Origin of the sequence: Microlunatus antarcticus, from assembly GCF_014193425.1 — a bacterium.
Classification (GTDB): domain Bacteria; phylum Actinomycetota; class Actinomycetes; order Propionibacteriales; family Propionibacteriaceae; genus Microlunatus; species Microlunatus antarcticus.
On the sequence record NZ_JACHZG010000002.1, the window covers coordinates 20,158 to 33,889 of the forward strand.

Consider the following 13,732-nt stretch of genomic DNA (forward strand, 5'->3'; position numbering starts at 1 on the left):
CTGTCGGGGACGGCCTGACAAGGAGCGCCGCGAAAACACGCGGTGCGGTGTCGGAGCGGTCCGCGCACGAGAAAAATGCTGCCTCGCAACGAATTCTAGTCGGGCGCGGGAGGCGCTGCGCCCTCCTCCGCCCCCTCACCGTGTACGACCACACCGGTCTGAAGACGCCGACCGAGCCGGTCCAGTCGACGACGTCCGCCCGCACCGGTCTGAAGACGCCGTCGAAGCCGGCCCAGATGGAGCCGTACGCGCGCACCGGTCCGAAGACGCGGATCCGCTCCGGACGCGCCGAGGCCCGGCCCCTCCGGGTGGAGGGACCGGGCCTCGGTGCGCGTGCGCTGAGCTCCCCGGCAGGGCCGGGGATCAGATCACTTGTAGGAGACGGTGGCGCCGGCAGCCTCGAGGGCAGCCTTGGCCTTGTCCGCGGTCTCCTTGGTGACCTTCTCCAGGACGGCCTTCGGCGCGGCCTCGACCAGGTCCTTGGCCTCCTTGAGGCCCAGGCTGGTGAGCGTCCGCACCTCCTTGATGACCTGGATCTTCTTGTCGCCGGCCGCCTCGAGGATGACGTCGACCTCGTCAGAGGCCTCCTCCTCCTCGACAGCGGCGCCGCCGCCGGCACCGGCCGGGGCCGCCGCAGCGACCGGGGCCGCCGCGGTGACGTTGAACGTGGTCTCGAACTCCTTCACGAACTCGCTGAGCTCGATCAGGGTGAGCTCCTTGAACGCGTCCAGGAGCTCGGAGGTGCTGAGCTTCGCCATGGTGGCAGTCCTTCCTTAGTTTTCGTCCGCAGCCGGGGCTGCCGTGGTCTCGGCGGAGTCGTCCGCCAGGGGTGCAGCGGCTGCTGCGGTGTCGTCGGCCGCGGGTGCGGCCTCGATCGTGTCGGGCTCCGGATCGGTGCTCGGCGCAGGCGTGCCGGCCCCGGCGATGAGCGCCGGGTCCTCGGTGGCGGCCTGCTCCAGCGCGGCCAGCAGGCGGGCCGTCTGGGCGAGCGGCGCGGCGACCAGGCTGACGGCGTTCTGCAGGACTCCCTGCATGGCACCGACGGCCTTGGCCAGGAGCACCTCGCGGGACTCCAGGTCGGCCAGCTGGCGGAACTCGTCCGCCGACATGGCCTTGCCGTCCAGGACGCCGCCCTTGATGATCAGGAGCGGGTTGGCCCGTGCGAAGTCACGCAGGCCCTTCGCGACGGCGACGGCGTCGCCCTCGATGAAGGCGATCGCGGTCGGCCCGCTGAGGAGCGGCTCGACGCCGGGGACCCCTGCCTGCCGCGCGGCGATCGTGGTGAGCGTGTTCTTCGACACGGCGTAGGTCGCGTCGTCACCGAGCGAACGGCGCAGGTCCTTCAGCGCCTTCACGGTGAGCCCGCGGTACTCGGTCAGCACGGCGCCGGACGAGCCCTGGAACTTCTCCGTGAGCTCGGCGACCGCGGCTGCCTTGTCAGGCCTCGCCATGGGTCTCCTCTACTTCGTGAGCGCGCTACGGACGTAGCGCTTCCGAAGGACCCGACCCAGCGGCGGGAGGGACACGCGCGGGAAGCACGAGAGCGGGAGGCGAGCGGCACACAGACGTGCGTCCTGCTCGGGCCAGCTGGTCGAACTCACCTGCGCGGGTCCCCGTGTCACGGGATCTTCGGGCGCCCACGAGGGGCAGCCGACCAGCGGTCTTCGGTGAGCCCACCGTACCCGGGCGCCGAGCGCGCACCCAAATCCGCACCCCGGAACGTGTCACACCGAGCAAGTTCTCAGCGATGACCACGGCGTGTCGACTTGATCACGACGCCGTGATCTCTTCTCGGGCTCTTCACAGCCGTGTCTCAAGTTGATAACGTCCCGGCCTGTCGGCTTGATGAAGGAGTGAAGGATGAGATCTCTGCTCACGCGAGTGGCAGTCGGAACCGCTGTGGCGGCCGTGTCGCTCGGGGCTCTGGTCGGCACCGCCGCGCCCGCCTCGGCCGCCGGGTGCACGACGAAGTTCGACACCTACGCGACCGTCAAGGTGGGCAAGACGGGCAGCAAGGCCCGCGCGGTCGAGTGCCTCCTGCACCAGGCCGGCTACGCGACGAGCCAGAACAGCTCGTTCTCGGCGACGGACGCGAAGAAGCTCAAGGCGTTCCAGAAGAAGCACGCGATCAAGGCCACGGGCCAGACGAACGGTTCCACCTGGGCCGCGCTGATCGCCCAGGGCTCGACCCCGGCGCTGGAGCACGGCGACACGGGCGCGAGCGTCCGGCGCCTGCAGCTGTCGCTGCGGGCGCTCGGTCACGCCGAGCTGCCGGGCACCACGCTCTACGGCGACCTCACGCGCGCGGCGGTGAAGGACCTGCAGGCGAAGGTCGGGCTCGCGGTCACGGGCACCGTCTCCGCCGCCGAGTGGGCGGCGCTGCAGGCGGGCGGCCAGGCCGGCTCGGGCGGTGGCGTCCCTGTCCCCGTCCCGGTCCCGGCTCCGGCGCCGACCTCCCCGGGCGAGACCGCTCTGGCCTTCGCCAAGGAGCAGCTCGGCGAGAAGTACAAGTACGCCGCCGCCGGGCCCGACAAGTGGGACTGCTCGGGCCTCACGATGAAGGCGTGGGCCGAGGCAGGGGTCACGCTGCCGCACAACTCTGCTGCCCAGTACAAGATCGGCAAGAAGGTCAAGAAGGCCGACCTGCAGCCCGGCGACCTCGTCTTCTTCTACGACGGTCCGTCCCACGTCGGCATCTACGCCGGTGACGGCCAGATCATCCACGCGCCGAAGCCCGGCAAGACGGTCACCTACATCAAGGTCTCGTCCATGCCGTGGAAGGGCGCCCGCCGCCCCGGCTGAGGTCGGGCGGCAGCCGTACGTGCCCTGAGGCGTCCGCGAACATCCGGCAGAGTAGCGGCGTGAGCACCTCCGACGCCGCCGTCCCCCGCCCGACCGTTACCGTCCGCCCCGGTCGGGAGTCCCACGTAGCGGCGGTCGTGGAGATGGTGCGGGAGCTGGCCGCGTACGAGCGGGCCGCCGACCAGGTGCATCTCACCGCGGAGCAGCTGCACCGCGCGGTCTTCACCGGAGCGGCGCCCGACGGGAGCCCGGCGGCGTACCTGCTGGTGGCCGAGGTGGACGGCGAGGCGGTCGGCTTCGCCCTGTGGTTCCTGAGCTTCTCCACCTGGGAGGGCGTGCACGGGATCTACCTGGAGGACCTCTACGTCAAGGCCGACAGGCGCGGGACCGGGGCCGGACGGGCCCTCCTGACCGAGCTGGCCCGCATCGCCCGCGACCGTGGCTACGCCCGCGTCGAGTGGGCGGTCCTGAACTGGAACGAACCCGCCATCGGCTTCTACCGCCGGATCGGGGCGACGCCGATGGACGACTGGACGACCTACCGGTTGACCGGCTCGGCGCTGGAGTCGCTCGCCCGCTGAACCCGGGCTTCCCGCCCGAGCCCGAACCAGCTGACGACCGCGCCGACGAGCACGGCACCGGCCCCGATCAGCATGGCCGTCGGGAAGCCCTGCTGCAGGGCGGACGGGTCGCTGGTGGTCGCCTTCGACAGCCCGGCCAGGGACGGCACGACGGCGACCGCGAGGAGTCCGGCGGTGCGCGCGACGGCGTTGTTCACCCCGGAGGCCGCGCCGGACAGCTGCTCGGGCGCGGCGGCGAGCACGGTCGCGGTCAGCGGGGCGACCGTCAGCGACATCCCGAGCCCGAGCAGGACCGCCGACGGGGCGACGTCGGTGAGCCAGCGCGCGTCCGGCCCGATCCGCGTGGCCAGCGCGAACGACGCGGCCGCCAGCAGGATGCCCGCGGTCATGAGCACGCGGGGTCCGGTTCGCGAGGCCAGACCGCCGACCCGCGAGGACAGCAGGAGCATGAGCACCGTCGCCGGCAGCATCGCCGTCCCGGCCGCCAGCGGGGACCACCCGGCCACCACCTGCAGCTGCAGGATCACCAGGAAGCCGTAGACGCCGAGGGCGCCGTAGACGAAGAACGTGGCGACGTTGGTCGCGGAGAACACGCGGTTCTTGAAGATCTCGAGCGGGACGAGCGGGTGGCTGCTGCGCTGCTCGACCACCACGAACACGACGCCGGCGGCGACCCCGCCCACCCCGGCGAGCACGACCGGCCACGTCCAGCCGCGCGCACCCGCCTCGGTCAGCGACCAGGTGAGACCGGTCAGCGAGGCGACGATCGCGAGCGTCCCGACGAGGTCCAGCCTCTTGACCGCGTCGCGGGTGTCCCGCGACTCCGGGACGTGCCGGAGCGTGCCGTAGAGGACCACCGCGGCGATCGGCAGGTTCACGAGGAACACCAGCCGCCAGTCCACCGCCACCAGCCAGCCCCCCAGGAACGGTCCGACCGCGCCCGACAGCCCGCTCAGCCCGGCCCACGTCCCCACGGCGCGCGGCTGGTCCTCCGACGCGAAGACCGACGAGATGATGGACAGGCTGCCGGGGGTCAGCAGCGCGCCGCCGATGCCCTGCAGCGCCCGCGCCGCGATCAGCACCTCGGTCGACGGGCTGAGCGCGCACAGCGCGGAGGCGACGGCGAACCACACCACCCCGACCAGGAAGACCCGACGCCGGCCGAGCCGGTCGCCGAGGACGCCGCCCAGCAGGATCAAGGCGGCCAGCGTCAGCGTGTACGCGTTGGTGATCCACTGCAGGGCGGTGAAGCCCGCGTCGAAGTCGTCGCCGATCTGTGCCAGGGCCACGTTGACGACCGTGGAGTCGAGGAAGGCCATGCCCGACCCCGCGATCGTCGCGGCGAGCACCCAGCGTCCCTGGGCCGTTCCGAGCCGCACGGACGGGGCCACGAGGTCACCTCTCTGGCCGCTCCGCGCGCCGCTCGGCTGAGCTGCGCTACTCGGCGAACCGGACGAGGGAGACCGTACCGCCGACGGCGAGGACGAAACCCAGCACGGCCACCGGACCCAGGCCGGGCAGCACGCCGTCGCCGAACAGCCACAGGCCCAGCAGCGACGGGACGAGGAGCTCGAGCATGAAGGTCACCGCGGTGACGGTGGTGACGTCGCCGCGCTGCAGCGCCAGCGCGAAGAAGACCGTGCCGAGCACCCCCTGCACGACGACCGTCCACACCAGCGGGTGGGCCAGGGCGGCCCAGGTCAACGGCTCGGCCGAGAACGCCCGGGAGGCGAGCGCGACGCCGGTCCAGGCCAGACCCGCCGCGGCGGCGAGCACCGCGGCGGCGGGACGACCCCGCAGGCGGAGGCCGACGAGACCCAGGGCGACCGGGACGACGGTGGCGCCCAGCAGGACCCACTGGCCCGGCAGGGCCAGCGGAGCCGCCGGTCGCGGGTCGGCCGTGACGCAGAGGAGGACCAGCCCGGCGCCGAGCGCGCCGAGCGAGGCCCAGTCCTTGCCGCCCAGCCGCTGCCCGCGGAAGGCGGCGATCACGGCCGTCACGCCGACGCTGCCGACGAGGATCGACTGGACCAGGAACAGCGGGAGGCGCTGCAGGGCGACGACGTTCGCGAGGAACGCGACCCCGTCCAGCCCGAGGCCGAGCAGGTACGGCAGCTGCCGCAGGATCCGGGTGACCCCGCCCAGGCCGGTGACCTCGGCGGTCTGCCGGGCCCCGACGGACTGCAGGACCGAGCCGACCCCGTACCCCAGGAGCGCGACGAAGGCCGCGACCCAGCTCAGTGCGAGCAAGGTGCGGCCTTCGACGTGGAGATGATGCGGAGGAGCCGAGGGCTACTGCTCGCCGTCCACCTTGACCTTGGCCGGGTCGACCGGGACGCCCGGGCCCATCGTGGTCGAGAAGGTGATCTTGCGGATGTAGCGGCCCTTGGACGCGCTCGGCTTGAGCCGGAGCACCTCGTCGAGCGCGGCGAAGTAGTTCTCCTGCAGCTGCTCCTGGGAGAAGGAGGCCTTGCCGATGATGAAGTGCAGGTTCGAGTGCCGGTCGGCCCGGAACTCGATCTTGCCGCCCTTGATGTCGGTCACGGCCTTGGCCACGTCGACGGTCACGGTGCCCGTCTTCGGGTTCGGCATCAGACCGCGCGGGCCGAGGACGCGGCCCAGCCGGCCGACCTTGCCCATGAGGTCCGGCGTGGCGACGACCGCGTCGAAGTCCAGGTAGCCACCGGCGACCTTGGCGATCAGCTCGTCCGAGCCGACCTCGTCGGCGCCGGCGTCGAGCGCCTGCTGCGCCCGGTCACCCGTCGCGAAGACGAGGACCTTGGCGGTCTTGCCGGTGCCGTTCGGCAGGTTGACGGTGCCGCGCACCATCTGGTCCGCCTTGCGGGTGTCGATGCCCAGCCGCATCGACACGTCGACCGTCTCGTCGAACTTCGCCTTGGCGTTCGCCTTCGTGAACTCCAGCGCCTCGACGGGCCCGTAGAGCTTGTCGGCGTCGACCTTCTCGGCGACCTCGTTGTAAGCCTTGCTGCGCTTCATGTCTGGTTCCTTTCACCAGTTGTGGTCAGAGCCGCGCGACTCCCCCACGTCCTTCTTGGGTCAGTGCAGAAAGTGGTCGATCCGGCGCCGTTCTGAGGCTCAGGACGGGGTACAGGCGACCACTTTCAGTGGTGCTACTTGTCGACGGTGACGCCCATGGAACGGGCGGTGCCCTCGACGATCTTCATCGCGGCGTCGACGTCGTTCGCGTTCAGGTCCGGGAGCTTCGTCTCGGCGATCTCGCGCACCTGGTTGCGGGTGAGCTTGCCGACCTTGGTGGTCTGCGGGACGCCCGACCCCTTGGCGATGCCGGCGGCCTTCTTGATCAGCTCGGCGGCCGGCGGGGTCTTCGTGATGAACGTGAACGAGCGGTCCTCGTAGATCGTGATCTCGACCGGGATCACGGTGCCACGCTGGGCTTCCGTCGCGGCGTTGTACGCCTTGACGAACTCCATGATGTTCACGCCGTGCGGACCGAGAGCGGTACCGACGGGCGGGGCGGGCGTCGCGGAGCCGGCGTTGAGCGCGACCTTGACGAGCGCGGCGACCTTCTTCTTGGGAGGCATTGCGGTGTGGTCCTTCGTTGTGGGTTGGTGCGACGTCCTTCGGCTGGCTCCGGACGCGGTGGAAGACCGGGTCGGGCTAGGTCTTCTGGATCTGGGGGAAGGTCAGGTCGACCGGGGTCTCGCGACCGAGGATCTCGACCAGCGCCTTGAGGCGCTGGTTGTTGACGTTGATCTCCGTGATGGTGGCGTGCACGCCCGCGAACGGGCCGTCGACGACCATGACCGAGTCCCCGACCTCGAAGTCGGCGACCTCGACCTTCTTCTTGCGCTTCGACGGCGTGTCCGAGCCGGCGGTCGCGGCGGCGATGACGGCCGGGGCCAGCATCTTCTCCACCTCGTCGAGGCTCAGCGGGACCGGCGAGTTCGAGTGGCCGACGAAGCCGGTGACGGACGGCGTGTGCCGGACCGTCGACCAGGACTCGTCGGTGAGGTCCATGCGGACGAGCACGTAGCCGGGGAGCACCGTGCGGCGGACCTGCTTGCGCTGGCCGTTGCGGATCTCGGTGACCTCTTCGGTGGGGACCACGATCTCGAAGATGTAGTCCTCCATGTTGAGGGAGGACACGCGGTTCTCGAGGTTCTGCTGCACACGGTTCTCCATGCCGGAGTAGGTGTGGATGACGTACCAGTCGCCGAACTTCGCGCGGAGCTCGCCGCGGAACGACTCCAGCGCGACCGCGCCGAGGTCCTCCTCGCCGTCGGCCGCCTCCTCCTCGTCGTCGGCCTCGTCCGCCGCGCCGAAGTTCAGGTCGATGTCGTCGGTCTCGGGCTCGGCCGGGGCGGTGCCGCCGGCGAAGTCGAGGTCGATGTCGTCGTTGGTGGCAGCAGCGGTGCTCGAGCCGCCGAAGTCGAGGTCGATGTCGAAGTCGACGTCGTTCGAGCCGGAGCTCGCCTCGGTGGTGGGGGCAGAGCCTTCCGCCGACTCCGCCTGAGGGCGTGAGTCGTCGTCGAAGGTGTCGGGCACGTCAGGGTTCTCCAGGTCTATCGAGGTCAAGGGGTGGGGCTCAGCTGAAGATCGCGAAGACCAGCTTGCCGATGCCCAGGTCGAGCAGGCTCACGAGCGCGATGATGAACAGCACGAAGACCAGCACGACCACGAAGTAGTTGCCGAGCTGCTGCCCGGTCGGGTAGACGACCTTGCGGAGCTCGCCGACGGACTGCTGCACGAAGGCGACGGGCGTGGTGCGCTTCTCCGTCTCCTCGACGTCACGCTTGGCCGTGGGCGTCCCCTTGGGGGAGGTGCCGGCCTTGCGCTTCTCGGGGAGGGTCGCGCCGGTGCCGGTCGCGGCTGCTCCGACGCCAGCCGTCTCGAGCTCGGCCGGAGCCGCGTCGAGGTCGTCGGGCTCGGTGCGGGCCTCGTCCGACGCGTCGTCGGCGTCAGCCTCGGCGAGCTCGGGAGGCAGGTCTTCGGCGTCCGACGAAGGCCCAGAGGGCACTGCCTCGTCCTTGTCTGCCACGTGTCCTCCCGGTCTCGTTCCGCGTCCTGCAGGGCAAGAGGGACTTGAACCCCCAACCTTCGGTTTTGGAGACCGATGCTCTGCCAGTTGAGCTATTGCCCTCCGGTGACCGGCTCCACGCCACCGCGCCCGGATCCCGGGCACAGCGGAGCAGGGGTCCTGCCACCAAAAGTCGAGTGTAGTGCACCTTTCGTCTGTCCTCGCTCCGCTCGGACGCGGCCCGCGCTCTGACCCGATGCCTTCCTCCCTCCCGCGCAGGACGAAGAGCGTGTCCTGCGCGTCCGGTCGTCCAGGCACCGGCGCGCGGACCGGCGGTGGTCTCGTCGGGGAGCCGACGGCCCGCGCACGAGACGAGCGGGACGGGCGGACTCAGACCGCGAGGCGCTGCTCCGCGGCGGCGAGGAGCACGCAGGTGGCGAGCCCGTCGATCGCGGCGGCGACGTCGTCCGGGGTCGGCATGGAGGGCGCGATGCGGATGTTCCGGTCTCGGGGGTCGCGGCCGTACGGGAACGCGGCGCCCGCCCCGGTCATGGCGATGCCCGCGCCCTTGGCCAGGGCGACGACCCGGCTGGCGGTGCCGTCCGGCACGTCGAGGCTGATGAAGTAGCCGCCCTCGGGGTCGGTCCAGGTCGCGAGGTCCAGCTCGCCGAGCCGCTTGGCCAGGATCTCCTCGACCTGGTCGAACTTCGGCCGCAGGATCGCGCGGTGCGCGCGCATCAGCTCGCGCACCCCCTCGGCGTCGCGCAGGAAGAGCGCGTGCCGCAGGTGGTTGACCTTGTCCGGGCCGATGGTCCGCTTGCTCAGGTGGCCGAGGTACCAGGCCACGTTCGCGGGGCTGCTGCCGAAGAACGAGACACCCGCACCGGCGAAGGTGATCTTGGAGCTCGAGGCGAAGACGAACACCCGGTCGGGGTGCCCGGCGGCCGCGGCGAGGCCGAGCACGTCGACCGCGGGACGCTCGTCGTCGGTGAGGTGGTGGACGGCGTACGCGTTGTCCCAGAAGATCCGGAAGTCGGGCGCCGCGGTCGGCATCTCGACCAGCGCCCGGGTGACCGCCTCGGAGTAGACGGCGCCGTCGGGGTTGGCGTAGGTCGGCACGACCCACATGCCCTTGATGCTCGGGTCGTCGGCGACGAGGCGGCGGACCTCGTCGAGGTCGGGGCCGTCCGGGCCGAGCTCGACCGGGACCATCTCGATGCCGTAGGCCTCGCAGAGCGCGAAGTGCCGGTCGTAGCCGGGCACGGGGCACAGGAACTTCGCCGGTCCGTCGACCCAGCGCGGGCCGTCGGTCGTGCCGAGCAGCAGGCTGAAGACCAGGGTGTCGTGCATGATCGACAGGCTCGCGTTGTCCCCCGCGACGAGCTGGGCGACCGGGATGCCGAGCAGCGGCGCGAAGATCTCACGGACCTCGACCAGCCCCTGGGTCCCGCCGTAGTTGCGGCAGTCGACGCCCGAGGCGTCGGTGTAGCGGCCGGCACCCGGGAGGCTGAGCAGCTCGTTCGACAGGTCGAGCTGCGCGGCCGAGGGCTTACCGCGGGTGAGGTCGAGCTTCAGCCCCTGGGCGACCAGGGCCTCGTACGCGGTCGTCTGCTCCGCGTGCAGGGCGAGCAGGTCGTCGTGGGACAGGTCGGCGAGACGCATGGCGCCAGCCTATCGACCGACGACGGCGGCACCCCTGCCATTCTTGGCCCGTGACTGCGACGTCGGGGCCCACCAAGACCAGCGGCGCGACGGGGGGTCAGGTCAACCTGGCCCACTGGGTGCACGACCGCGCGACGAGCAGCCCGGACAAGGTGGCGGTCCGGCAGGGCGACGTCGAGCTGACCTACGCGGGGCTGGACGCCGCGTCGGCCGCCTTCGCCGACCAGCTCCGGGGCCTGGGCGTCGCCCCGGGGGACCGGGTCGCCATGATCGTGCCCAACGTCCTCGCCTTCCCTGTCGCCTACTACGCCATCCTCCGCGCCGGCGCGGTCGTGGTGCCGATGAACCCGCTGCTCAAGGCGGGCGAGGTCGCGTACACGTGGTCGGACTGCGGGGCGCGCGTGGCGGTCGTGTTCGCGCTGTTCGCCGAGACGGCACGCACGGCGGCGGAGACGACGGGCACGCGGGTCGTCGTCGTCGGGCCGGACGACCTCGGGGCGCCCGACGAGCCAGCTGACCCGACTGACGGGAGCGCGCTCGCCGTCGTCGAGCGCGAGCCCACCGACACCGCCGTCATCCTCTACACGTCGGGCACGACGGGCCGGCCCAAGGGGGCCGAGCTCAGCTTCGCCAACCTGCGCTCCAACACGCTGGCCTGCGTCGAGACCCTCTTCCTGAACGGTCCGGACGACGTGCTCTTCGGCGGGCTGCCGCTCTTCCACTCCTTTGGCCAGACCTGCGCGCTGAACGCCTCCGTCGCCGGCGGCTCCTGCCTGACCCTGCTGCCGCGGTTCGCCCCGCGCGAGGCGCTCGCGACCGTGGCCCGGGACGGCGTGACCGTGTTCCTCGGCGTGCCGACCATGTACATGGCCCTGCTGGCCGCCGCGCAGGCCGACCCGGCGTTGGCGGGCCAGGCCGCGACGGTCCGGTTCGCGGTGTCCGGCGGCTCCTCGCTGCCCGTCGAGGTCCTGCGCGGGGCCGAGGAGACCTTCGGCCTCCGGGTGCTCGAGGGCTACGGGCTCTCGGAGACCTCGCCCGTGGCGTCCTTCAACCACCCGGACCGGCCCAGCCGGGCGGGCTCGGTCGGCGTCGCCATCCGCGGCGTGGAGCTCGCGCTCGGCCGGCCTCCGCAGGAGGACGAGGCGGACAGTCCCGACGCGTCGGTCGACCTGCTCGACGGGGACGACCCGGACGCGATCGGGGAGATCCTGGTCCGCGGCGAGAACGTCATGCTCGGCTACTGGGCCAACCCCGAGGCCACGGCCGAGGCGGTGCGGGGCGGCTGGTTCCACACCGGCGACCTGGCCCGCCGCGACGCCGACGGCTTCTACTTCATCGTCGACCGGGTCAAGGACCTGATCATCCGCAACGGCTTCAACGTCTACCCCCGCGAGGTCGAGGAGGTGCTGTACGCGCACCCGGCCGTGGCGGAGGCGGCGGTCGTCGGCATGCCCGACCCGCTCCGCGGCGAGGAGGTCGGCGCGCTCGTCCAGCTGCGCGAGGGCGCCGAGGTCGGCGAGGACGAGCTGCGCGACTTCGTCGCCGAGCGCGTGGCCGCGTTCAAGTACCCCCGCGTGATCCGCTTCGGCCCCGTGCCCAAGGGCCCGACCGGCAAGATCCTCAAGCGCGAGATCCACCTGCGGGGCTGAGCCGCGCTCGCGAGAACGCTCTCCGAGCCTTCGTCACGCTCCCTGAGCCTGTCGAAGGGCCCGGAACGGGTCGGCTCCGTCCGCCGTGTCCCGCAGCATCACGCCGGAGAAGCCAACCTGCGCGAGGCCCTTCGACAAGCTCAGGGGGCGCTGCCGGGAAGCGTCGGGCGCCTCTCGAGAGCGCTCAGCCGCCGGGCGTGAACGAGGTCGGCAGGTTCGGGAGCTCGACCTGGGTCACGAGCGCGCTCGTCGGACCGAGGCGGACCGTCGTCCCGTCGACCTCGACCTGGCCGACCTGCAGGAGCGTGGTCGTGGCGGCCTGCTCGAGGTGCACCTCGGCCGGCTCGGACCCGAAGTTGACCACGATGGCGGCGTCGTCGCGGGTCAGCACCAGCCAGTGCTCGTCGTCGTCGGAACGCGCGTGGCCCGCGTCGAAGCGCGGGTCAGTGAAGGCCGGGAGCGAGCGGCGGATCTCCAGCAGCCGGCGGTAGAGCGCCAGCAGCTCGGCGTGCGCCGCCTGCTCGGGCTCGGCCCAGTCGAGCTTGGAGGAGGTGAAGGTGGCGGGGTCCTGGGGGTCGGAGACGTTGGCCGGGTCCCAGTCCATCGCCTTGAACTCTTCCTTGCGCCCCTCCCGGACCGCCTCGGCGAGCTCGGGCTCGGGGTGCGCGGTGAAGAAGCGCCACGGCGTGCTCGCGCCCCACTCCTCGCCCATGAAGATCATCGGCGTGAACGGGCTGAGCAGGGTGACGACCGCGGCGATCGCGAGCTGGTCGCCGGACAGCCGGGAGGAGAGCCGCTCCCCCGTCGCCCGGTTGCCGATCTGGTCGTGGTTGTCGGAGCAGACGACCAGGCGCCAGGTCGGCGTCCGGAGGGTGTCGATGGGGCTGCCGTGGCTGCGACCGCGGAACGTGCTGCGCGTGCCCGTGTGGAAGAAGCCCGCCTCGGTGACCTTGCCGAGGGCCTCGAGGGAGTCGAAGTCGGCGTAGTAGCCGCTCGTGTCCCCGGTCAGGCTCACGTACAGGGCGTGGTGGAAGTCGTCGCTCCACTGCCCGGTCAGCCCGTAGCCGCCGCCCTCGCGGGAGGTGATCAGGCGCGGGTCGTTGAGGTCGGACTCGGCGATCAGGGTGAGGGGACGGCCGACGAAGGCGCTCAGCACCTCGGCCTCGATCGCCATCTCCTCGAGGATGTGGGTCGCGCGGGTGTCGTGCAGCGCGTGCACGGCGTCGAGCCGCAGACCGTCGACGTGGTAGTCGCGCAGCCACTGGTGGACGTTGTCGACGATGTACGCGCGGACCTCGTCGGAGTCCTCGCCGTCGAGGTTCGGGGACTCGCCCCAGGTGTTGGTGCCGCCGGCGTTGAGGTACGGGCCGAACTCGGGCAGGTAGTTCCCGCTCGGGCCCATGTGGTTGTAGACGACGTCCTGGATGACCCCGAGGTCGCGGGCGTGGCAGGCGTCGACGAAGCGCTGGTAGCCCTCGGGACCGCCGTACGCCTCGTGCACCGCGAACCAGAGGACGCCGTCGTAGCCCCAGTTCCAGATGCCGTTGAAGTCGTTGACCGGCATGATCTCGACGAAGTCGACCCCGAGCTCGACCAGGTGGTCGAGCCGCTCGATCGCGGCCTCGAGGGTCCCGGCCTCGGTGAAGGTGCCGACGTGCATCTCGTAGATCACGCCGCCGGGCAGCTGCCGACCGGTCCAGCGCTGGTCGGTCCACGCGAAGGCGAAGGGGTCGTACGTCCGCGACCAGCCGTGCACGCCGTCGGGCTGGCGGCGCGAGCGCGGGTCGGGACGGACCTCACCGGAGCCGTCGAGCTCGTAGCCGTAGTCGAACTCGCCCACGCCGGGCTGGCCCGAGTGGCCGGCGGGCAGCGGTCCGTCCACGGTCCACCAGCCCTCGGCGTCGCGCACCATCGGCACGGTGGTGGCGGTGCCGCCCACGGGGCGGATGTGCAGGGTCACCGCGCTGGGCACGGGGGCCCAGACGGCGAACTGAGGGATGCTCACGGCGCGTTGCTCCTGGTCAGGAAAAGTTCGTGGC

At 71.5% G+C, this 13,732-nt stretch carries 13 protein-coding genes and 1 tRNA gene; 3 read left to right on the forward strand and 11 right to left on the reverse strand.

What is annotated here, in order from left to right:
• Positions 1–368: 368 nt before the first annotated feature.
• Both rplL and rplJ read right to left on the reverse strand, forming a co-directional pair.
• The gene (rplL, locus tag FHX39_RS17990) at positions 369–758 is read right to left on the reverse strand and encodes a 50S ribosomal protein L7/L12 (RefSeq protein ID WP_183341776.1); all 390 of its coding nucleotides are present in this window, start codon (positions 756–758) and stop codon (positions 369–371) included.
• Positions 759–773: 15 nt separating this feature from the next.
• On the reverse strand, positions 774–1,451 hold the full coding sequence (gene rplJ, locus FHX39_RS17995; protein ID WP_183341778.1) for a 50S ribosomal protein L10: 678 nt from the start codon (positions 1,449–1,451) through the stop codon (positions 774–776).
• Positions 1,452–1,860: 409 nt separating this feature from the next.
• Here rplJ and FHX39_RS18000 point away from each other — a divergent pair, with 409 nt between their 5' ends.
• The gene (locus tag FHX39_RS18000; RefSeq protein ID WP_183341779.1) at positions 1,861–2,802 is read left to right on the forward strand and encodes a C40 family peptidase; all 942 of its coding nucleotides are present in this window, start codon (positions 1,861–1,863) and stop codon (positions 2,800–2,802) included.
• Positions 2,803–2,861: 59 nt separating this feature from the next.
• Entirely contained in the window at positions 2,862–3,383 is a 522-nt protein-coding gene (locus FHX39_RS18005; RefSeq protein WP_332836962.1) for a GNAT family N-acetyltransferase, read from the forward strand.
• Here the strand turns inward: FHX39_RS18005 and FHX39_RS18010 are convergent.
• From FHX39_RS18010 to FHX39_RS18045, 8 genes are all read right to left on the reverse strand, one after another.
• On the reverse strand, positions 3,341–4,774 hold the full coding sequence (locus tag FHX39_RS18010; RefSeq protein ID WP_183341781.1) for an MFS transporter: 1,434 nt from the start codon (positions 4,772–4,774) through the stop codon (positions 3,341–3,343). The genes FHX39_RS18005 and FHX39_RS18010 overlap by 43 nt on opposite strands.
• 46 nt (positions 4,775–4,820) lie before the next feature.
• Entirely contained in the window at positions 4,821–5,633 is an 813-nt protein-coding gene (locus FHX39_RS18015; protein ID WP_183341784.1) for a hypothetical protein, read from the reverse strand.
• Between the two features lie 42 nt (positions 5,634–5,675).
• Entirely contained in the window at positions 5,676–6,380 is a 705-nt protein-coding gene (gene rplA, locus FHX39_RS18020) for a 50S ribosomal protein L1 (protein ID WP_183341786.1), read from the reverse strand.
• Positions 6,381–6,514: 134 nt separating this feature from the next.
• Complete coding sequence (gene rplK, locus FHX39_RS18025; protein WP_183341788.1) at positions 6,515–6,946, reverse strand: 50S ribosomal protein L11; 432 nt, start codon at positions 6,944–6,946, stop codon at positions 6,515–6,517.
• Between the two features lie 76 nt (positions 6,947–7,022).
• Positions 7,023–7,805, reverse strand: coding sequence for a transcription termination/antitermination protein NusG (gene nusG / locus FHX39_RS18030; protein ID WP_332836975.1), 783 nt, complete (start codon positions 7,803–7,805; stop codon positions 7,023–7,025).
• Between the two features lie 145 nt (positions 7,806–7,950).
• On the reverse strand, positions 7,951–8,382 hold the full coding sequence (gene secE / locus FHX39_RS18035) for a preprotein translocase subunit SecE (RefSeq protein WP_183341792.1): 432 nt from the start codon (positions 8,380–8,382) through the stop codon (positions 7,951–7,953).
• 50 nt (positions 8,383–8,432) lie between these two features.
• Positions 8,433–8,505, reverse strand: a tRNA-Trp gene (locus tag FHX39_RS18040).
• 267 nt (positions 8,506–8,772) lie between these two features.
• Complete coding sequence (locus FHX39_RS18045; protein ID WP_183341794.1) at positions 8,773–10,044, reverse strand: aminotransferase class I/II-fold pyridoxal phosphate-dependent enzyme; 1,272 nt, start codon at positions 10,042–10,044, stop codon at positions 8,773–8,775.
• A gap of 50 nt (positions 10,045–10,094) precedes the next feature.
• Here FHX39_RS18045 and FHX39_RS18050 point away from each other — a divergent pair, with 50 nt between their 5' ends.
• On the forward strand, positions 10,095–11,693 hold the full coding sequence (locus tag FHX39_RS18050; protein ID WP_332836963.1) for a long-chain-fatty-acid--CoA ligase: 1,599 nt from the start codon (positions 10,095–10,097) through the stop codon (positions 11,691–11,693).
• A gap of 184 nt (positions 11,694–11,877) precedes the next feature.
• Here the strand turns inward: FHX39_RS18050 and treZ are convergent, their stop codons facing one another.
• A complete protein-coding gene (gene treZ, locus FHX39_RS18055) occupies positions 11,878–13,698 on the reverse strand; it encodes a malto-oligosyltrehalose trehalohydrolase (RefSeq protein WP_332836964.1) in 1,821 nt (606 codons plus the stop codon).
• Positions 13,699–13,732 lie beyond the last annotated feature (34 nt).

What these genes read in the sequence shown, in the direction of transcription:
- rplL (WP_183341776.1), bottom strand. Translation starts at nt 758, where the DNA reads ATGGCGAAGCTCAGCACCTCCGAGCTCCTGGACGCGTTCAAGGAGCTC.
- rplJ (WP_183341778.1), bottom strand. Translation starts at nt 1,451, where the DNA reads ATGGCGAGGCCTGACAAGGCAGCCGCGGTCGCCGAGCTCACGGAGAAG.
- FHX39_RS18000 (WP_183341779.1), top strand. Translation starts at nt 1,861, where the DNA reads ATGAGATCTCTGCTCACGCGAGTGGCAGTCGGAACCGCTGTGGCGGCC.
- rplA (WP_183341786.1), bottom strand. Translation starts at nt 6,380, where the DNA reads ATGAAGCGCAGCAAGGCTTACAACGAGGTCGCCGAGAAGGTCGACGCC.
- rplK (WP_183341788.1), bottom strand. Translation starts at nt 6,946, where the DNA reads ATGCCTCCCAAGAAGAAGGTCGCCGCGCTCGTCAAGGTCGCGCTCAAC.
- FHX39_RS18045 (WP_183341794.1), bottom strand. Translation starts at nt 10,044, where the DNA reads ATGCGTCTCGCCGACCTGTCCCACGACGACCTGCTCGCCCTGCACGCG.